General features: G+C 63.3%; 21 protein-coding genes. All 21 read right to left on the bottom strand.

The features are described 5' to 3' along the window. Positions 1-2: 2 nt before the first annotated feature. On the bottom strand, positions 3-509 hold the full coding sequence (locus AC1RMG_RS09575; protein ID WP_262212995.1) for a phage baseplate assembly protein V: 507 nt from the start codon (positions 507-509) through the stop codon (positions 3-5). 109 nt (positions 510-618) lie between these two features. Beyond that, complete coding sequence (locus tag AC1RMG_RS09570; RefSeq protein WP_077933430.1) at positions 619-1,659, bottom strand: phage baseplate assembly protein; 1,041 nt, start codon at positions 1,657-1,659, stop codon at positions 619-621. Between the two features lie 3 nt (positions 1,660-1,662). Next, entirely contained in the window at positions 1,663-2,907 is a 1,245-nt protein-coding gene (locus AC1RMG_RS09565; RefSeq protein WP_493169094.1) for a DNA circularization protein, read from the bottom strand. Further along, positions 2,897-4,495, bottom strand: a complete 1,599-nt coding sequence (locus AC1RMG_RS09560; RefSeq protein ID WP_493169092.1) for a phage tail protein — start codon at positions 4,493-4,495, stop codon at positions 2,897-2,899. Before AC1RMG_RS09560 ends, AC1RMG_RS09565 begins: the two co-directional genes overlap by 11 nt. A 130-nt stretch (positions 4,496-4,625) precedes the next feature. Continuing rightward, positions 4,626-4,922: a phage tail assembly protein gene (locus AC1RMG_RS09555; RefSeq protein WP_011059565.1), complete on the bottom strand. Its 297-nt coding sequence runs from the start codon at positions 4,920-4,922 to the stop codon at positions 4,626-4,628. Next, positions 4,919-5,266, bottom strand: coding sequence for a phage tail tube protein (locus tag AC1RMG_RS09550; protein ID WP_011059564.1), 348 nt, complete (start codon positions 5,264-5,266; stop codon positions 4,919-4,921). Before AC1RMG_RS09550 ends, AC1RMG_RS09555 begins: the two co-directional genes overlap by 4 nt. 66 nt (positions 5,267-5,332) lie before the next feature. Continuing rightward, on the bottom strand, positions 5,333-6,829 hold the full coding sequence (locus AC1RMG_RS09545) for a phage tail sheath subtilisin-like domain-containing protein (protein WP_401028466.1): 1,497 nt from the start codon (positions 6,827-6,829) through the stop codon (positions 5,333-5,335). Then, complete coding sequence (locus tag AC1RMG_RS09540; RefSeq protein WP_011059562.1) at positions 6,829-7,011, bottom strand: DUF2635 domain-containing protein; 183 nt, start codon at positions 7,009-7,011, stop codon at positions 6,829-6,831. Before AC1RMG_RS09540 ends, AC1RMG_RS09545 begins: the two co-directional genes overlap by 1 nt. Beyond that, a complete protein-coding gene (locus AC1RMG_RS09535; RefSeq protein ID WP_493169089.1) occupies positions 7,008-7,589 on the bottom strand; it encodes a phage tail terminator protein in 582 nt (193 codons plus the stop codon). The genes AC1RMG_RS09540 and AC1RMG_RS09535 overlap by 4 nt, the downstream gene beginning before the upstream one ends. 157 nt (positions 7,590-7,746) lie before the next feature. After that, entirely contained in the window at positions 7,747-8,883 is a 1,137-nt protein-coding gene (locus AC1RMG_RS09530; protein ID WP_152685990.1) for a glycosyl hydrolase family 18 protein, read from the bottom strand. Positions 8,884-8,933: 50 nt separating this feature from the next. Further along, on the bottom strand, positions 8,934-9,977 hold the full coding sequence (locus tag AC1RMG_RS09525; RefSeq protein WP_169892694.1) for a phage late control D family protein: 1,044 nt from the start codon (positions 9,975-9,977) through the stop codon (positions 8,934-8,936). A gap of 61 nt (positions 9,978-10,038) precedes the next feature. Then, positions 10,039-10,245, bottom strand: a complete 207-nt coding sequence (locus AC1RMG_RS09520; RefSeq protein WP_015634359.1) for a tail protein X — start codon at positions 10,243-10,245, stop codon at positions 10,039-10,041. Further along, complete coding sequence (locus tag AC1RMG_RS09515) at positions 10,220-11,065, bottom strand: phage tail protein (RefSeq protein ID WP_015634358.1); 846 nt, start codon at positions 11,063-11,065, stop codon at positions 10,220-10,222. Before AC1RMG_RS09515 ends, AC1RMG_RS09520 begins: the two co-directional genes overlap by 26 nt. A gap of 9 nt (positions 11,066-11,074) precedes the next feature. Continuing rightward, the gene (locus tag AC1RMG_RS09510) at positions 11,075-13,618 is read right to left on the bottom strand and encodes a phage tail tape measure protein (RefSeq protein WP_493169086.1); all 2,544 of its coding nucleotides are present in this window, start codon (positions 13,616-13,618) and stop codon (positions 11,075-11,077) included. Between the two features lie 141 nt (positions 13,619-13,759). Further along, positions 13,760-14,065 carry a phage tail assembly protein gene (locus AC1RMG_RS09505; RefSeq protein ID WP_015634356.1) on the bottom strand — a complete coding sequence of 102 codons (306 nt, stop codon included), beginning with the start codon at positions 14,063-14,065 and terminating at the stop codon, positions 13,760-13,762. A gap of 9 nt (positions 14,066-14,074) precedes the next feature. Further along, positions 14,075-14,584 carry a phage major tail tube protein gene (locus tag AC1RMG_RS09500; RefSeq protein ID WP_015634355.1) on the bottom strand — a complete coding sequence of 170 codons (510 nt, stop codon included), beginning with the start codon at positions 14,582-14,584 and terminating at the stop codon, positions 14,075-14,077. 12 nt (positions 14,585-14,596) lie between these two features. Further along, the gene (locus tag AC1RMG_RS09495; protein ID WP_053156567.1) at positions 14,597-15,763 is read right to left on the bottom strand and encodes a phage tail sheath subtilisin-like domain-containing protein; all 1,167 of its coding nucleotides are present in this window, start codon (positions 15,761-15,763) and stop codon (positions 14,597-14,599) included. A 101-nt stretch (positions 15,764-15,864) separates the two neighbouring features. Continuing rightward, positions 15,865-16,317, bottom strand: a complete 453-nt coding sequence (locus AC1RMG_RS09490) for a hypothetical protein (RefSeq protein ID WP_493169083.1) — start codon at positions 16,315-16,317, stop codon at positions 15,865-15,867. After that, the gene (locus tag AC1RMG_RS09485; protein WP_125062640.1) at positions 16,314-17,084 is read right to left on the bottom strand and encodes a hypothetical protein; all 771 of its coding nucleotides are present in this window, start codon (positions 17,082-17,084) and stop codon (positions 16,314-16,316) included. Before AC1RMG_RS09485 ends, AC1RMG_RS09490 begins: the two co-directional genes overlap by 4 nt. Then, positions 17,084-18,310, bottom strand: a complete 1,227-nt coding sequence (locus AC1RMG_RS09480) for a phage tail protein (protein ID WP_125062639.1) — start codon at positions 18,308-18,310, stop codon at positions 17,084-17,086. Before AC1RMG_RS09480 ends, AC1RMG_RS09485 begins: the two co-directional genes overlap by 1 nt. Next, positions 18,307-18,912: a phage tail protein I gene (locus AC1RMG_RS09475; RefSeq protein ID WP_493169080.1), complete on the bottom strand. Its 606-nt coding sequence runs from the start codon at positions 18,910-18,912 to the stop codon at positions 18,307-18,309. The genes AC1RMG_RS09480 and AC1RMG_RS09475 overlap by 4 nt, the downstream gene beginning before the upstream one ends.

Raw genomic sequence — 18,912 nt, 5'->3', positions numbered from 1 at the left:
GCTTAACCTCCCACCGGCGCGCCGGTCTTTCCCGGGCCGGGTTGCACGCCGCTGTGGACGTGGTTGATCTGGCTGATGCCGGCGGCGACCTGATCGCCCTGGGAGACGATCTTGCCGCTCATGCTCAGGGTCGGGCTGTCGATGATGACGCCGCTGCTGGCGCGGATATTCAAGGTGGCGGTGTCGATGTCGATGACCCGCCCGCGCTTGAAGTGAATCTTGTCGCCCTCGTCGGTGTAGATCGCCACTTCACCGGCGGCCAGGGCCTTGAGGCGATAGCGCCGGTCGGCCACCACCAGCACCACTCCATGGGAGCGATCGCCGCCGAGGAAGGTGGCGATGCCCTCGGCGCCGGCCAGGGGGTTGCTGGTAAAACCGTAAGGCTCGAAATGCTCCATGTCGTCGTTGACCTCGCCGGCGGTGAGGCGCATTTGCAGCGATTGCAATTTGTTGGCCGAATGGGCGAGCACCACGGTGCCCCGCGCCAACAGGCGTGTCAGTAGGCTCATGCTGGGTTCCTTGGGGGGAGAAGAGCCGGCTTGCCGGCGAACAGGGATTGCGCGGTTTCGTGCCGGGTGCCTTCGCCGGCCAGCCGGCTCCTGCGGTTGGGCGCAGGTTTCAGTTTTTTTCGGGTGTCGGGTTGGCATCGAAGGTCTGCGGCGGCGCCACCTGCAAGGTGGTGATGGAGCCCTGGTCGGACAGCGACCAGGTGACCTTGGAGATCAGCATGTCCTGGTCGAAACCCAGCACCGGGTCGATGACCCGCACCAACGTGTTGTGTCGCCACAAATCACCATTGCTCTGGCGCCAGCCCTGCACCTGATAGGTGGTGGTCAGCGCCTTGCCGGTGCGGGTGCCGCACTCCCAGTCAGCCCGCTGCTGAGCCAGTTCCGCACTCAGTTGCGCCGCCTCGTTGATCACCGTCACCCGTTTGCGCGAAGCCCGGGCATCGCTGGCCTGGCCGGACACCTCGCAGACCGCGACACCGCTGCTCTGGTCGCTGCCCTTGTGCTGGCCGATCACCCGGTACTCGGAAAACACCGCGGAAAAATCCATCGCTGCATTGGCCGAAAGAATGTTCTTGCCCAGCTCCAGGGCATCGCTGGCGCGCCCGCCGCTGCCCGGTGCCGCCAGCAGCAGGTAGCCGTCGGCGTCATCGGTGGAGAACACCCGGTACAAGGTCAACAAGCGGTCGATGGAGGCAAACACCGTCTCCCCCGGCACAATGCTGTGGGTGTGCAACTTGCTGGTGGGTGCAATCTCGCTGCGCACCCCCACCCCGTAAGAGCCGGCCAGGGCGCGGACGATGCTCAGCACATCCTGCTGGCGCCACTGGCTCGGCCGGTTGATGGCCGCGCAATCCACCAGATCCTGGGTCAGGGAGCTGCCCTGGATGCTCAGGCTGATCTGCCTGCCGTCATAACTGACCGGCGCCTTGTAGACATGCCCGGTGAGCACCAGGTCGCAGCCGATGCGCACCTGGCAGCGAGCGCCCGGGCGGATCCGCACCTGCCCATCCTGCCCCGGCCATTGCCAGGTGATGTTGAGGCTGAAGGTGCGGAACTGGCGCTCCAGGTCCGCCGTGATCTCCACGCTTTTCCAGCCGCTGTAGTCCAGCCCGTCCACCGTCAGGGTGACGATATTTGCCAGTTCGTCCATGGGTCACTCCCGCGCAATCTGCAGATCGGCCGGCGGCAGGAAGCCCGGATGGGCCACCCGGTTGCGCTGTACCACTTCACCGACACGCGTCGCATCGGCAAACCGCTCATAAGCCAGGACCAGCGCCGGCATGCTGCTTTTGGGGCTGAGGCTGACCAGCCGTACCCCGGACGAAGCCACTGCATTGAGGTGGCCCTGCAATTGCTGGCGCAGGGTGTTGAGCGCCTGGTAATGCATCGGGTCGGCCTTGAGCGCGGCTTGCCAGATCACTTCGTTGAGCTGGTCACGCAGGGCCAGTACATCGTCGGCCACCGGCACCTCCAGGCGCTGCACCGGCTGGCTGGCCTGCTGCGCCAGGGGCGGCGTGCTCTTGAGCTTGACCACCGGGGTGGCCACCGGCAAGGCCGACACCAACCAGGCGATCTGCACCAGCAACGCATCCTGGACCAGGTTCGCTACCGCCTCGGCCGCCGCGGTGGTGTCCTTGCCGGTGGTCAGCTTGGGCGCATCGATGCGCCTGGCCGCCTCCACCTGCTGGGAAATATCGGCGAGCATCTGCCGATAGCCGGTGCGGGCAAAATCCTTGAGCCCGCGTACATCCTCCAGCAACCCCTTGAACTCCGTGCTCAGCTCCTTGGGTATTTCCTTGACCGCCTTGACCAGGGTGTTGAGGTCGCCATACAACTCGATCAGCGGCTTGAACTCGTGTTCGATGACCGCGTACACCTCGGTCAATCCCTTGCGCAGCGCATCCACGCCGATCCGCGCCTGCTTGATCAGGTTGGTGGCGAACTCGAACCGCAGCACCGCCGAGCCCAGCAAGGTATCGCTGGCCACCAGCACCTGCTGCTGGGTGTTGACCACCGCCGAAGGAAAGCGCAGCGGCTGGTCCGGGTAGAACTTCAGGCTGAAGGTCACCAGGCCACCATCCTGGCGGCTCTGGGTCATCTCGCACTCGCCGACCTTGACCTGCATCCGTCCAAGCCACGGATGCACCAGCTCGCCGCTGCCCTCCTCCAGGGCCTTGAGCAGCCTGTCGCGCTGCTCCAGGCAATCGGCGCCGACGATGAAGGCCGTCAGGTCATAGACTTTCGCCTGCTGGCCAAGGCCCTCGAAAAACGGCTGGTCGCGCTGCGGGTACTCATGCAACTGGCCTTTTTGCCCCACCGGGGTTTTCGCCTGGTCGACCCAGAAGGGCACGCCGCGAAAGGATGCGGGCAACAAACGATCACGCCAGTTATCCGCCATGGGAACCTCCTAGGGAAAGTGAGCGATAGCCCAGGGTCGAAGCGATGTTCAAACCCGGTTGATTGGTCGTGGCCTGTTCGGCGCGCAGGCCAGCCGGGGCGTTTTCGAAGCGCAGGGTCAAACCGCCTTCGAGTTGGGTGCGGTTGTTCGCGGCGTTCTGCTGGATCAGCGCACTGGAATTCTGGGTCAGCGAGCTGCCCTGGGTTGCGGCAAAGGGTGATGCCAGCCCGCCTTTACCCTCGGCGTTGATCTGCTTTTGCGCTTCGGTAAAGCCTTCGACCTTGGCGGTGACCGTGGCAATCAGCCCGCCGAAGCCGCCCTCGAACAGCTCCTTGATCGGCGCCATCAGCGCTTGAAGCTGGCTCCACAGCCCGGAAAACCAATCGGCGATGGGGGCCCAGTTGGTCATGATCAGTTCCATCGGCGACCAGTCGAACAGGGCTTCAATGGCCTTCCTGATCGAGTCGATACCCGGTTGCAGCTCGGCCCAGATCGAACCGAAGAAGCCCGTGACCGCACCCCAGTTGTTGTAGAGGATCACCAGCGGGGAAAAGTCGAACAGGGTTTGCAGGACTTTCTTGACCCCGTCGATGCCCGGTTGCAGCCCCGCCCAGATCGACGCGAAGAAGCCGGTGACCGCGCCCCAGCTCCTGGTGATCATGTCCATCGGCCCCCAGTCGAACAGGCCTTTTAGAAAGGCCATCGCCGGCACTGTCAAGGCCTTGAGGGATTCCCAGATAGAGGCGAATAGCCCCGTCAGCCCTGCCCAGTTATTGATGATCAGTCCCAGAGGCGACCAGGAGAACACCTCCTTGAGGAAGCCGACGATCGAAGCCGTCATCGCCTGGATACTGTCCCAGAGCCCGGCAAAGAACGCCGTGATCGCCCCCCAGTTGCCAATCAGCATGCCCAGGGGCGTCCAGCCGAACAGAGTACTGAGCACCTCCATCGCCTGCGCCGCGAAGCTCTGCACACCTTGCCAGAGGCTGACGAAAAAGGCCGAGATCGGCGTCCAGTTGGCAATGATCACCCCGGCTGCCAGAGCAATGCCCATGGCAATCAACATCACCGGGTTGGCCTTGGCCACCGTGCCCATCAGATCGAGCACCTGGGTCGCCCCGGTCACGGCGGTTTGCATCGCCGAGAAGGCAATGGCGCCCATCGCCAGCCCCTCAACCAGCTTGGGGTTGTCGTCGAGCAGCGTCCCCACACTGTTGAGCATGGGCTCCAGACCGACCACCAGCGCCCCCACCGCCGGCGCCAGGGCGGCATCAATGGCCGAGGACACCTTGGCCATCGACTGACTGAATACATTCATGCCTTTGGCCGCATCAGCCGGCGCGCTGGAGTCGCCGACTTCGGCCAGCTTGCCCTTGAACGCATCGCAGGCCTTGATCCCGTCCAGAAACGGGGTGATCAGGCTGCCGCCCTTGAACAGCCCGCTGATATCCAGCTTGCCCAACCCGGTCTGCTCAAGGTTTTTCTTGAACGAGTCGACCTTGCCTTGAAGGGCGACGAGTTTGGGTGACAGTTGGTCGAGGCCGGTCAACAGCACCGACTTCTTCTCTAAGGTTTGTGTATCTGCCATCACTGCACCTGCTGCATCGCATTGATCCGTTGCGCGTGCTCCAGGGATTCGCGGAGCACATCCAGTGGCCTGGCCATCATCTGTTCGGGGTCGACCTTCCAGAACCAGGCCAGGTCATAGGCGACAGCGATCAGGTCGGCGATGGCTGCGATGCCGCACTCATGAAAAAACTCGCCACCGCCCAGCTCAGGGCGTTGAGGTCCACCAGGTCGAGCTGGTTCACCGAGGACGGTGGAATGCCGGCGCAGACCGCGATGTATTTGGCCGCGACGTCCATGTCGAGGCTGACTTCTTCGCTCTTGTCGATCTTGTACGGCAGCGCCTTGATCGCTCGCACTTCCTGCACCGTCGGGCGGCGCAGGCTGAGTTCGGCCAGGGGCTCGCCGTGGGCCTCGATGGGCACCTGCAGCTTCACCGTGTTGCTCATTGCCAGGTCCCCTTCTGCCCTTCGAAGTTCAGCTCGATGCTGGCGTCGTCGCCCTTGGCAATAGGCTCGTCCACCAGGTAGGCACCGGCCAGTACGTAGACCTTGCCGTTGGCGAACTCGCAGGTGACGGTCATGTCGACGCCTTCGATCAGTTGCTTGAGCGGAAAGTCCGGGGTGTGCAGCGCGGTGACTTTGAACGACGGTGTGAGGTCGGTTTCCTTGTAGAAGCCCGGAACCACGGTTTCTCGCTTGACGGCCATCAGTGGTGCTTCGCAGCCGCCGCTGATGGTCAGTTGAGCGCCGTCCACTTTGACGTAGCAGGTGCCCGCGATCAGTTGACCCATGTTGTTTCTCCCAAAAAATAAGCCCGCTCAAGGCGGGCTGAAAAAGCGCAGCGATGCAGGTCCGGCTCAGGCCGCCGCGTCGTACTGCAGGCGGAATTGGTTGAGCAGCGCGAACACCCGCAGGCCGTTGATGTAGTCCGGCGGGAACAGCACGTTGACTCGGCTCGGGTCCTGCACATCGCGTTCGACGATCAGGTGCTCGGCGAACAGCTCGGCGTTCTCCACATGGCCCTCCAGCTCCAGCTTGGCGTACTGGGCAATCAGCTCACCGCGAATGGTGCTCGGGGTGACGATCGGCTGGCCGGCGCCGAAACGAGTGCCGTCGGCAGCCAGCTTGTGGCGCCCGTATTTGCTGGTGATCACGCTTTGCAGGCGGCGCACGATGAACGCCGACTGGTGCATGGTTTCGCTGTCCAGGTAGGAGTTGTCGGCCTGGCCGTAGGCGTTCTTCTGGTAGGTGGTGATCGCCCGCTGAATGCGCATGTAGCCGCCTTCGTAGTAGGCGGTGGCGATGCCGTAGCTGAGCAGCGACTGGCGCTCGGTGAGGGTGAAGCGCTCGCTGGCCGGCGCCGGGTCGACGCCCGGCAGACTGCCGCTCTGGGTCGGGCGGCTGGCATCGGCGGAGATGAACACCGAAGTCCGCGCCGCCAGGGCGGCGGCCTGGACCCACACCGGTTGCGGCACGCCGCCTTCCAGGGCCTGGATGGTGATGTGCTGGTCGTTGCGTGCCTGGCCGGCCGCCACCAGGGTGCCGACGGTGCCGCGCTTGGCGCTGTAGACATGGCCGAACAGCTGCTTGGCCCAGGACCAGCGGCCGGTGTTGTCGTCCATCACCGCTTGCCAGGCATTCAAGCTGGCGGTGTCGGTCCAGGGCATGCAGATGAACTCGAACGGCTCGTCGCCCAGCGCGGCCAGCGCCGCGACCTGATCCGGCACACCGGTGCCGCCGGCCATCTTGCCCAGCACCAGGGTCAGGCCCGCCGGGGTCTCTTCGCCATTGCTCTTGCCCAGGCGATTGAGTTGCAGGCTGATGTCATTGCCGCTGTCGCCGGTCCACTTGGCGTTCAGGGTCACAGTGCCCTCGGCCGCGGTGGCGGTCACCGGCAGATCTACTGCAGCGTTGACCTTCAAGGCCAGGGCGCTGGCCGCTTGTGCGGCACTGGCGCCGCTGACGATGGAGGCTTGCACCCGCACCCCACCGACGTACAGATTGAGCAGGCCGGCGGCGCCGGCGCTACCGCTGATCTTCAGCTCGGCCTTGGCCACGCTGCCCTCGGTGCTGTGCAGCGGCAGGCACCAGATCTCGCCCACCGGGTCGGTCTTGCGCCAGGTTTCGTACATCGAAGCGAGCATCGAGCCCTGGCCGCCAATGCTCCTGGCCAGGGCCACGCTGGACACCAGCACCAGTTTGCCGAGATCGTCGCCAGCCTGGTTGTCGTTGACCTGGGCGACGATCAGACGGCGCATGGCCGAGGACGCGCTATTGGCCGCCGAATTGTCCATCTCGGCGTAGAACAGCGGCACACGGATGTCCGCCGGGATATTGCTGAAACCGATCGCCATTATTTGGCTCCTTGAGATTTCGCCGCTTTCACGGCTTTGCTAGTGATATCGCCATCGGCCAGACGTCGGCGCCACCAGGCGCTGTCCGACACTTCACGGCCGGAAGCGGGCAGCAGATCGCCTGCTTCCGGGTCCGGTACGGCGCGGCCGGCGACCGGCAGCACGGTGATGCGTTTGCTCATTGCTTCAGCTCTCCTGAAAAAGTCAGCTCCAGGCGCCCGTCGGGCCCTGGGCGTTGCAGATTGGGGTCCGCCGGATCGATGGCATCGACCTGCACCGTGACCCCGGTCAAGGACGGCAAGCCGTCGAGTTCACGCTCATGCCAGGTTTCCGCCGGCTGGCCGGGCAGGTTGCGCCCCAGCTGGAACTCGGCGAAGAAGCGCAGGCGGTAGAGCAGGCGGGTGGCGTCGAACGACACCAGTTCACCGCCGTCGTATTGGATCGGGTTGTACTCGGTGCCGGGCTTGAAACCGACCAGGGCGCGCCAGAGTTCGGCGCGCAGGTCGTGCAGCGGATTCAGCGCTTTTGCAGGCTCGGCGGCGCCAAGCGCCAGGACCACGTCAAAGCGGTCGCGGATGGTCTGGCGAATGATGTTCTGCCCGGCGCTGGCACTGGCCAGATCGTTGCTGGGCGCCAGATAGGCGACTGGCATTGGCGCACCAACGCCCGAAGCAGAATCGGCATGGGTGCCGACAATGATGCGCCCGGTAAAGCTCGGGCACTGTGCTTGTAGCTGATCGAGAACAGCCGTGAGTTTCATGACAAGGCTCCTGGAACGGGATGAGGCTGCGGTGAGGCTTGTTTCTGCCGGGCATGAAAAAACCCGTCGAGACGGGTTTCGCAAAAGCGCCCTGGAATCACGGCCCCAGGCGTGCTGCAGAATCTGTGGCAGCCAGCTCCAGAGCCCATCCGGCCAGTCACTCCCGCCCGGTCGGCAAGAGCTCATTGCTGGCCTTGAGCCCTGACTGCAGCGCAGCCCAGAACTCGGCATTTTCATAGCCCATGGCCCAGACGCTGGTGCCGCCCAGGCCCAACCTGGTCACCAGGGCGGTCTTGGTCTTGATGCTGGCGGCATCGTCGTACCAGAGCACGGGTTGCGCTCGTTCCGGGGTCCATTCCACGCCATCGGCGAAGCTCTTGACCGGGCCCCAGGTGGCATAAGGCGTCGCAGAAGCGGCATCCCGATGAGTGGCTGCCCGGTGCTCGGCAATGATTTCCTGATAGGCCGACCAGTGCACCCGGTTGCCGATGCTGTAGTCCTGGCCGTATGCGGGCAGCCCCGCCAGGACCTTGCTCGCCGGGACTCGGGAAACGGCGTAACTGAGCAGCGCCTGCTGCCAGTCGAAGCCCGATTCGGGGCCGGGCCAGGCTTCATTGTGAAAGCCGCCGCTGCTCCAGCCCGGCCCGACCTGGTCGTAGGTCATCACCTGGAAGTAGTCCACCGCCGCGCCCAGGGCCTTGTAGTCGTAGCCTTGCAGGTACTCAGGCTCGGTGTCGCTGAGCTTGGGCGGGATGCTGATGATCAGCTTCTTGTTGCCGGCATGCAGGGCGTTGCCCAGGGTTTTGACGTAGGCGCAAAACGCGGCGCGATTCCTGGGTTCGACCTTCTCGAAGTCCAGGTTGATGCCAGCAAATCCGCCCTCTTTGGCCAGCTTGACCAACTGCTTGACGGTGCCGGCGCTCAACGCCCGGTCGTTGAGGATGGAGTGGGAAATAGCCGGGTCGAAGGCGCCGATGTCTTCGTTGTAGTCGGAAACAGTCGGGTACAGCGGCAGGGATTGGCTCTTGGCAAAGCGGATGATGTTCTGCGTGGTTTCGTTCATGCCGTCCTGATGCAGCTTGCCGGTGACGGTCAGGCCGTAGGTGCTGCCCAGGCCGACGGCGGACAGGTTGCGGTGGAACGCCTGCAGATTGCTGTAGGACGCTTCGACCTGGCCGTCGGTATAGGCCAGGACAAAGGGTGCCGCATGGGCGGCAGCGGCCAGCAGCAAGCTGCAGCCGACGATCAAGGTCCGGAGAAAATGCCGGATCGCCAGGGTGATGCCTGGTTTCATGAATACTCCTGTGGGCGGGTTGCCCCGTCAGTGGGGAAAGGGATCAAGGCTCAAAGCTGCTCGACCCTGAGGGGTTTGCGGGCCTGGGGCGGCTTGCCCTTGGCCTTGGCCTTGCCTTGCTTGCCGCCGTTGCACTGGACCGTGGTCGTCCATCCGGCCTGGGTGAACAACTGCTCGACCGAGTCCACCAGATAGTCACCGTCGAGCCCGGCCTTGAAGCCCTGGGCATTGATCATTCGCTCGGCGAACAGATCGGTGCGCCCCGCAAGGTCCAGGCGCAGGCTGGCGGTGCTGCGGTTGAAGGCCGCCAGGCGCGCCTTGGCGGCCTGCTCGGCGGCAGACTGGTTCGGGTAGAGGTGGCGGTCGGTGTGCACGGCGGGCGAATCATCCGGCGAGCCATCGTTCCCCAGGTCGATGACCCGCAGCTTTCCGCTCCTGGGGTCCTGGTGCCGGGTCTGCACTGCCTTGTGGGTGCTGCCGTCACTCAGGCGGAACTGGTAGCGGCTGACATCGCCACGCCCGAGGGTGACAACCCTCAGGGCCTTGCCGCTGGCGCTCTGTCCGGCCTGGCGGGGCAACACCAGCAGCTTGCCTTCGGCCACCTTGGCGGTGCAGTCATATTGCCGGGCCAGGCGGGTGATGAAGTTGAAATCCGACTCGTTGAGCTGATCGATGCGCGGCACCTTGATGGCGAGCGGGCAGACCGGCTGCCATCCATTGCGCGCCGCCAGGTCACGGACGATGAGCTGCAGCGCAACGTTCTCCCAACTGCCGCTGCGGGTGGTCTTGCCACTGCCGCGCATGTCGCTGGCCTTGCCACGGATCTCGAGCGTATCGGGCGGCCCGTTCACCACCACTTCGTCCACGGTGTAGCGCCCCAGGCGAGTCAGCTCCTGGCCGGCGTAACCGAGGAACACTTCAATGCTCGCGCCGCGCCGGGGCAGCGCCACGGCGCCGTCGCGGTCATCGATGCGCAGCTCGAATTCATCCGACTCCAGGCCGGGCTTGTCCGTGGTGCGCAGGCTCAGCAAGCGGTCGTTGATCTGCGCGGTGATGTCCCGGCCATCGGCGACGATGCGAAACGCTGGGGTCATGTGCCGTACTCCAGAAAAAGCCAACCCCGTGCTCGACGGGGTTGGGTAAAGGGGTTGGGGCTCAATCCCATAGCTGGACCCTGGCCTCGGCCCGGGCCGGCAGCTCCGGCAGCCGGATCAGCAGCCCGGCGCGAAACGGCTGTACCTCGTCGGCCAACCCCTGGTTGGCGTCCAGCACCGCCTCGACACAGCCGTTGAGGTGGCCGTAATACTGGTAACACAAGGTATCGAGCAGATCCCCGTCAGACGTTCTGCAAGTCGTCGCCATAGCTTACGAACTCCAATGAAAAACCTTGTTTGCGCGGGATACCGCCGGCCAGCAGGTGGCTCTGATCTTCCTCGATGCTGGTCAGGCACCAGGTGCCCAGCACTTCGCCATAGCCGGTGGTCAGGCTCAGCGGCTGCAAGCGCCGCCCGATGCTGCGCAAGGTCTGCAACTGCCCCAGGCCGCCCTTGAACCCGGGAAACACCGTGCCTTTGAGAGAGATCCGCTCTTCACCCTGGCCCACCGCCTGCTGGGCGACACTGCGGCTCAAGCGCTCCTGACCGGCCCAGCGGAATCCGCTCTGCCGGCGCAGCGCCTCGAAGGCTGCGGTATCGACGTTGAAGTAGTAAGGCTGGGCGCCCGCCCCGAGCGGTTGCAGGATCAACAGGTGCGCGAAGGGCTTCACCGCCTCGGCCGCCGGAGTGGTCTGTTCGGCAAATGCGGCGGTCGGGAAGATGTTGCCCAGGGAAGGACTGATCTGCCCGCCGATCCGATTGATTGCCGCGCCGGCCTTGGCCACCTGTTCCTGCAGGGCGCCAAGACGCTGCTGCATCTGCCCGGCCACGGTCACTGCCTGGCTGTACTTGGCCGCGACTTCCCCCACCACCGACTGCGCCGCACCGATACTGCGCATCGTGCGTTGCAGTTTGGCGCCCAGCGCCGGCCCGACAACGGGCAGGCTTTCAAGCTCCAGGGCGGCGCCGCTGATGTCGCTGATGGCGCCGTTCATGGGCCCGAGCATTTCATCAGCACTGCGCCGCCCCGCTTCCGCTGCCGCCACCAGGGAACCCAGCCCCGATTGCAGCTGTTCCATGTAAGCCATGCGATCTCCTTAAACGTGTGCGGCGTCGAACAGCTGGCGAGCGGCAGCCTGGCGGCTGAACTCGTCGAACTGCCAGCGCAGGTGGGGTTCCAGTTCCCGGGCCAGTTGCGCGGGGTCGCGCACATCACCCTGGACCGAGATCGACAAGTAGGGCGCGAAGCTGAACTGCTGCTCGATGACTGGAGGTACCTGGGGTTTGAGCGACTCCGGCGCGGTGATCGTGGCCGGCGCCGCAGCAGACGACGATGGGCTGAGCATCGAGCGCGCCGCCTGCCCCATCAGCGGAGGCGTCTGGCCTTTCTGGAAGGATTTGGCGATATCGCCCATGACCGGCGGGATGTTCTGTCCAGCGTTGCGCATCATCAGCGGGCCGGCTGCAGGCAAGTGCTTGAGCGACTCGTCGGAGCCGAACAGCTTTTTACCCAAGGCGCCACCGGCGGCCGAACCGCCCCAGGCGCCCAGTGCACCGCCCACCAGCCCACCAATAACAGTACCTATGACCGGCACCACGGAGCCAATGGCCGCCCCTGCTGCTGCACCCGCGGCGGCACCGGCAAGATTGCCCGCCGCCTCGCCGTAGCCTTCGGCTTTTTCATCCTGGGTCTGGGCATTCAGGTAAGTGTCCGCCACCTGAAAGCCTGCACCGAGCACCGAAAGGATCGCACCGCCCTTGAGCAAGGGCGCGACTCCCTTGGCCAGGGAACCGGCGCCTTTCATTACGGCACCAGAGGTGGCAGCCCCTCTGGCCACTCTCTCCAGGCCGCTGGGCGTCAAAGGGCTCTTGAAGCCTTTGCTGCCCATGCCCCTCGAACGAGGCTCGCGCCTGGGCGTCTTGCGCCCGCCACGGCCCTTGCGGCGTTTTTTGTCCGGGCCGCAATCGAGCATGGGCGCACAACAGTCGATACCGCTCGCAGTGCCACCAGAGGAGCGCTTCGCCATTTTGCGGCCAACCTGCAGTGAACCTCGAGCGACATTCAGCAGGCCCTTGCCAATGGTGTAGACAGCCATCAGCTTTTTCACCGCGACATAAGCGGCGCCCAGGGCAGTCACCCCCAGTACCAATGAGGGTGCCTTCTCCGCCAGTTCGGTCAGCTTGCCGACCACCAGCGTGATGCTTTGGGCCACCAGATCCGTGGCCGGTTGCAGGGCCTTCCCCACGGCAAGCATGCCACCGTCGACCGCCTGCGCGGTTTCCTTCCACAGCTGGGCGGAGGCTTGCCGACGCTCGGCCAGGTTCTTGTCGATAACCCCCGAAGCACTCAACGAGTCCTTCTTCAGTTGCTCGTATTGCTGCCGGCCCTGGGTGTGAGCCAGCAAGGCCGCCTTGATCTGCATATCGGTGAACAGGTCACCGGTACGCAGGGACTCTTCCAGAGCCTCGAGCATGGACTTGGCCTTCGCCGGATCGGTTTCCTTGCTGATCTGCGCCTGGGCCTCGGCCATCTTCGCGGCCTTGGCCGGGTCGATGGCCCTGACATAGCGCATGGCCAGGGCAAAGCTCGCCTCCAGGCTCGACATACCCTTCTGGATACCGGTGTTCAGCGACGCCTGATAATCAATGCCGGCATCTTCGTAAGCCTTGACCGCCTCACTGGAACCGATTTTCTCGATCCAGTTCTGCAGTTGACCGGCGGCCTGATCAGCACCGCCCGCGGTGTTCATCTGCACTTGCAGCATCGAGCCCAGCTGGCTCACCGCATCCATGCCGGTGAGCCCCTCCCCGCTCGCGCTCTCGAGCAGCGCCGGGAGCAAGCGCGCCATGTCGGCGGCCTCGAAATTGCCCGCCTGCCCCTGCAAGGCGATGGCCTCCAGGGCCTGCTCCATGACCTTGGGGTCGCTGATCCCGGCCTTCAGCTCAAGGGCCCGCATCAGGTTCGACGTATCTTCGATACCCGCGCCCTGCCCCACCGCGAACCTGGCCGCAAGCCCCGCGTAACCTTGCGCCTTGTCCAGCGACATGCCCTTGTCAGTCATCTGCCCCACCAGAGCCGCCACCTCGTTGCGGGCCATTCCCGTCTCCCGTGAAGTCTGAACGACGCTGCGGCTCAGCTGCGCTTCCTGAGGTTGATTGGCCACACCGGCCTTGATCGCGATGTCACGGATCAGCGCCTGATAGTCGGCATTGATCTTGACCGGAATGGCCAGCTTGCCGACCCCGTCCTTGGCCAAGCCATACGCCGCCTTGAAGTCGGCCTTGCCCTGGTCGATCTGCTGGTGCCCCCCGGCCTGCAGAGCGGAGCCCCGGGCCACCTTACCCAGCGCCTGATATTCCTGACGCAGTTTATGTACCTGCACACCTTGCTGGCGCAGGCCATCACGGCTCTGTTCCAACCGGCGCAACAGCCCGGCGGCAGATGCAGCACCGGTGTCATGGGCCTTTTTCCATTCATCCTGCAGGCGCAGGGTCTGGCCAATGGTCTTTTCCAGTACCCGGGCCTTGCTGCCCTGCTGCTCCAGTTGCTTGATCCGGCCTTCCACCGTCTTGAAGGCGGCGTCCCACGTCGAACTGAGGGCGGTACCCACCACCAGCCCTGATTCCAGCTTGTTCGCCATCTGCTTCTCCTGCTCCTTGGGTGACGGGCTCAATCCGTGAGCCACCAGACCATGTCGGAAAACCTCATGGTCATGATTTCCTCGGCGGCGAAATGCAGCTCGCTGGCGAGCCGCTTCGCCGCCATCTTCATCACCGCAGGGTCAAAGCTCGTCGTCTTGCACCAGGCGAAAATAGCCGGCCTGCAGGCGCTGATAGTCCTTGAGCGCCATGCCCTCCAGATCCTTGGCACTGATTTGCGCCAGGCTGGCGAACAGCATCAGTTCGCGCTGTTCATCATCGCCGGCAGCCCCGGAGTTGGCCGCACGCACATCACGCACGGTGGGGGCGCGCAAGGTGACCTTGTCGCAGACCACGCCATTCATCTCCACCGGTTTGCTCAGCGCCAGCACCACGCTGTCGCTGCTCAGGGTCATCCAGGACGGGGTCTTGTCGATTGCTTGAGACATGTTTTTTCCTTACAGGCCCAGGGCCGAACGTTGGGCGGCGAGCTGGTCGACGCCGTTGATCACGCGTTTCATGCCCAGGGCATCGATCTCGTAGATCAAGCGACCATCGACTTCCAGCTTGTAGTAGGTCAGGGCCACGTTGTGCTTGACCTCGGCCTTGTCGCCGGATTTCCAATCGCCCATGTCGACTTCCTTGAGCAAGCCGCGCAGGGTCACGATCACCGGCGTGACCTTGCCCTTGAGGCCCTTGAAGGCGCCACGGAACACGCCGTTGAAACCGCTGCCATCGGCCAGGCCGAACATCTTCAGCGACTCGCGGCGCACACCGGTGGTGGTGAAGCCGGCTTCCTGCTTCTCCATGCCCATGTCCAGCTCGACGGGCACATCCATGCCGCCGACCCGATGTTCCTCGGTCTTGAGGGTCAACTTGGGCAGGGTCAGGCTCGGCACGTCGCCTTGAAAGCTGATGCCATCGACGAACAGGTTCATGTTCGCCAGGGTTTCGGGAATCATTGCCATTGCTGCTGCTCCTTAAGCGGTGTGTTCGAGGACTTCGGTCAGCCACTGGTTGGTGACCTCGACGCGGAAGTTGGGGTTTTCGGCCGGTGGCACGTCGGTGAAGCGGATGTTCCAGTACACCTTGCCCTGCTCCAGCTGGCTGGCAGTGTTGAGTTCGGCGTCGGCGTAGACCTCGAAATTGATGATCGCGCCCTGGTTCTTCAGATCACGCATGAACGCCTGCAGGCCCTCGGTGACGTCCTTGACGTAGGTCGCGGTGATCGAGCGGTCCACTGCCCATTTGTGGCCGTAGAGGATCGCGTCCATGACGATGTCCATGGTCCGTACCCGGGTGACAAAGGCCCACTTCGGATCGCTGGAGAGCGTGCGGTTGCCCCACAGGCGGAAACCTTCATCACGAATGATGGTGGTGATGTTGGCGTTGTTCAGCAGGTTGGCGCGGCAGGTTTCATCGCCGTCCAGGAACTCGATGGCACGCGCAGTGCCGGTGATGCCGACAAACTCCTTGTTCGACGGCGAGGCCCAGAAGCCGTACTCGTTGTCGGTCCAGGCAAACAGGCCCGCGACCCAGGCCGAAGCCGGCGCATCGACGGTGGCGCTGGCGCCGTTGTCCCAGTACTGAATGCCCGGGTCGACCATGTAGGCGCGCTTGGCGCCGAAGTGCTTGGCATACGCCATGGCCGCTTCGTCGGTGCTGTTGGGGCCATCGATGATCGCCAGGCCACGCAGCTTGTCGGCCAGGGCCACCAGCGCAGTACCGACCGCCTGGGTCGAGCTGTGCTTGGGGGTCACCAGCAATCGCGGCTGGGCGTTGAAACGGCTCTTGCCATCCAGCAAGGCTTGCAGGCCGGTACGCTTGCCGTCGGCCAGCACCCCGCCGATGATCGCCGAGGTCTGCTCGGCCGCATCCGCCACCTTGGCCACGCCGCAAGCGACGATCACCGCCTTGGCCCGCTGGTAGATGGCCTGGCAGGCCTTGGTGATGGCCGCATCCGGGCCCCAGGCCGCAATGGCCTCACGCTCGTTGGTGATCAGCAGCAGGTCGTTGGCCTTGGCGCTGAAGTCAGGGCCTTCGGTGAAGGTATCCACCAGGCCGATGATCGAAGACGTGGGCAGCGAGATGGTGCGTGCGCCGGTGTCGACGTTGGTGACAGTAACGCCGTGGAAAAAACCACTCATGGATAAACTCCAGACATGAAAAAGCCCCGGGTGAAGGGGGCTCGTAGGGATGATTGATTAGTGGGAAGCGGGAAAGAAAACGCCCCGGCGGTGCGGGGCGTTTATCGGGTTTGTTCGGCGATCCAGGATGGAGCTGCGGGGCGGTGTTCGGTTTGTGGAAAGTGTGGAGATTGGGGCCAGTCGCGTAGGGATTGCATGTACATCAGAAGCTCGTTGAACTGCTGCTCCGAAAGATTGGTGGATACCTTCATTTCAAGCTGATCGTAATGGCGATCGCGCAGCCAGGTCACCGTCGTCAACTGCGCGGCACGCCAGAGTCGCTCATCGTCTCCAAAGCTGGAAGGTTCAACCATTGCTTGGAGTGCTTGAGGCAACTCCAAGGCGACAGCTGGAGCTGGGCGCATTCTCTCGATGACTTGGGCCAAGGCCACGGCATCGATATCGGGGGTGGTCAGAATCTCCTGGGGGATATAGTGGTTCAGCGTCACATCGCCCCAGTCGACAAGCATGGTGCCAGCGGTCGCCGACACAGAGAGAACTTTAAATCCATTCACAAGATATTCCCCTTTACTCGATCAGGGCTGTTGCCCGCTTCAAAGATCAAGTTGTTGCCATTTTTCTCAATCGAATAACCGCCAGCACCAGCGGGATTGGACGAGCCGACACCAGGGCTGCCCGGTGCTCCGCCGGCACCACCATTCCACCCGGCGGTGTACCAGCCGCCAGCGCCGCCAGCATCCAAAGTGCCGGCCGCTGGATAGCCATAGCCGTAAGTCGAGACTTGATACATCCCACCACCCACGCCACCAGGACGCCCCGCACCGCCGCCACCGCCGGTGTGCAGTACGTTGGGCCAATAGGCATCCCCACCGCCCCCGCCGCCACCGAAAATGTACCCGTTACGGTTGTCCAACGTTGCTGGGTAATCCAGAACAAAGGCTGTAGCACCTGGCAAAGGGCGAGGAGGATAAGCCCCCGCGCCGCCCGCACCACGGATGTAGTGTTCATTGATGATTTTCAGTGTGGAGCCTGGGGGAAATACACCCGTTCTCAGTGAGTATCCAGCGCCACCGCCGTAGATCATTGCGCGATTGATAAAGAGATAATTGCGGGCTTTGGCGGGACTGCCCATGAGCTCAAAAATGCTCGCACCTGCTCGCTCCACCGTGTTGATAAACACAAACGTTCGCCGCCAGACCGTGCGCCACCCACTTTCGGTTTTGATGAACAGTTCCGCACCCTCTCGCCAGCCGTCTGCAAGCTTTACATAAGGCATGACACCAGGCCGGTAACCGCCATCCAGTTTTACGTGGAAGTTCATCATGGCTCCTCGTATTGCAGCCAAAGCGTACCGACCGCACCCTCAGTGGGTTTAGGGGCATTTGGAGAGTAGATCAGCCGATTCGCCGGTAAAGCATCAGTGATGCCATATCCTGCAAGCGTGGTCGCTTTGTCTGCTTTTCGCGTCGGGTCAAAGTTGCCAGTATTCCATAGCAAGTTGCCAAAGACGGTGGCGGTCCTGTCGGCAAGACTCAAAAGAAGCGGTGTTGACGTTTCACCGCCATAACTTGCAAAAACCCTCACGTTGTTATTTAGAACATCCATGCGAGCGTCACAGGTGGGCGTCACCCAGCCAAACTCCGGCGAGTCGTTATTGTCACTCGACAGCAATACCGATCCCGTCAACCGTCCACCCGTTGTGGGAAGCAAATTGCTGACTGCGCTCGCCAGGTCAGTTTTTGTTACCCCGTCTGTAATCCCATATCCACCGAGAGTGGTGGCTTTTACTGCTTTGCCGGCAAGCGCATTCGTCACTGTCGTTGAAAAGCCAGGGTCATCGCCCACTGCGCCAGCCAGCTTTTTTAGCGTGTCGAGTGCAACAGGCGCCGCCGCTACGATGCTCTCCTTTGAAAGCTGTATGGCTGAACTGGTCTCTGACTTGGTAAATGCATCAGCAATGCCATAACCGGATAGCGTTGTGGGGTTGGTGCCACTGACAACTATGCCTCGCTTATCGATAGTGACTTGCCGATAAGCGCCGGCAACCTTATCCGCCGGAAGGGCTGCCACCAGGGAGTCATCCACATATTGACGAGTCGCCAGCACCACCGCCGGGTCGATCTTCAACACGATCTGCGCAGTGTTGGCGACGATGAAGTTCATGCGGATGACCTGGGTCTTGCCGGTACCCTGGGCCAGCAGGGGCTTGAAGCTTGGTGCGCAGTTGGCCACCGCCACTAGGTCGCCGTCTGCGTCGAGTAGGCCGATTTCACGGATCCAGCGCCCGCCGACATCAGGCGGAATCACCTGTTCGGTGATGATGATGTTGGGGTTGGCCGGATCAGTACGCACCTGATTGACCGGGGCACGTCGCCATTCGTTGATCAGCTTGGTCTGGGTTCTGTTCGGGATGGGGTCGGTGCCGTTGGCATCGCCGATCGCCATTTCCTTGAAGGTCCAGGGCGTGCCCAGGGCAGTGGCGTTGGCCTGTTTCGCCTCGCCCACCGCAGTGAGGATGGCGAAGAACTGACTGTTGGAATCGATCATGAGTACACATCCAGGGTGTCTGTTTCATCAATGCACATGACCTGGCCGTAACGGCCGATCACTTCAATATCGCGAGGGGTCGGGGGGTAAACGTCGAGTACTTCACCCTGGTCCACATAAGCGCCGTAACCGATGACACCGGAGGTTTCCAGGCTGATGGCAAGGCCCGTCATGTGCCGGCTCACCGGCCTGGCGTCATCGATCAGCCGGGTCAGTTCCTGGTACATCTGTTCGGTGATGCCGGTATCCAGCACCCCGACTTTCAGGGCAAAGGTGGCTGGCTCGCCTTGGGGGGCCATCTGCCACCACTCGACCACTTCAATCAGGTAGCCCAGCGGTTCCACCACACGGCGCAAAGCGCCGATGGTGCCCTTGCGGGCATGGATGAAGAACGAGGCGCGAATGGCATTGCGCTTGACCGCCTCGCTCCAGCGCGGGTCCCAGCGATCCACCGACCAGGCCCAGGCCAGCTGTGGCAGCAGGTGCACCGGGCAGGTCGAGGGGTTGTACAGGGTGCGCAACATGGTGGCGGTGTCGCTGCTGTTGGTCGCCTCCAGGGCGCGTTCCAAGAGTGTGCTGTTGCTTGGCAGCAGGCTGGTCAT

This window comes from Pseudomonas sp. GW822-FHT04H02 (assembly GCF_058800645.1).
This window is presented reverse-complemented; position numbering and strand designations above follow the sequence as displayed.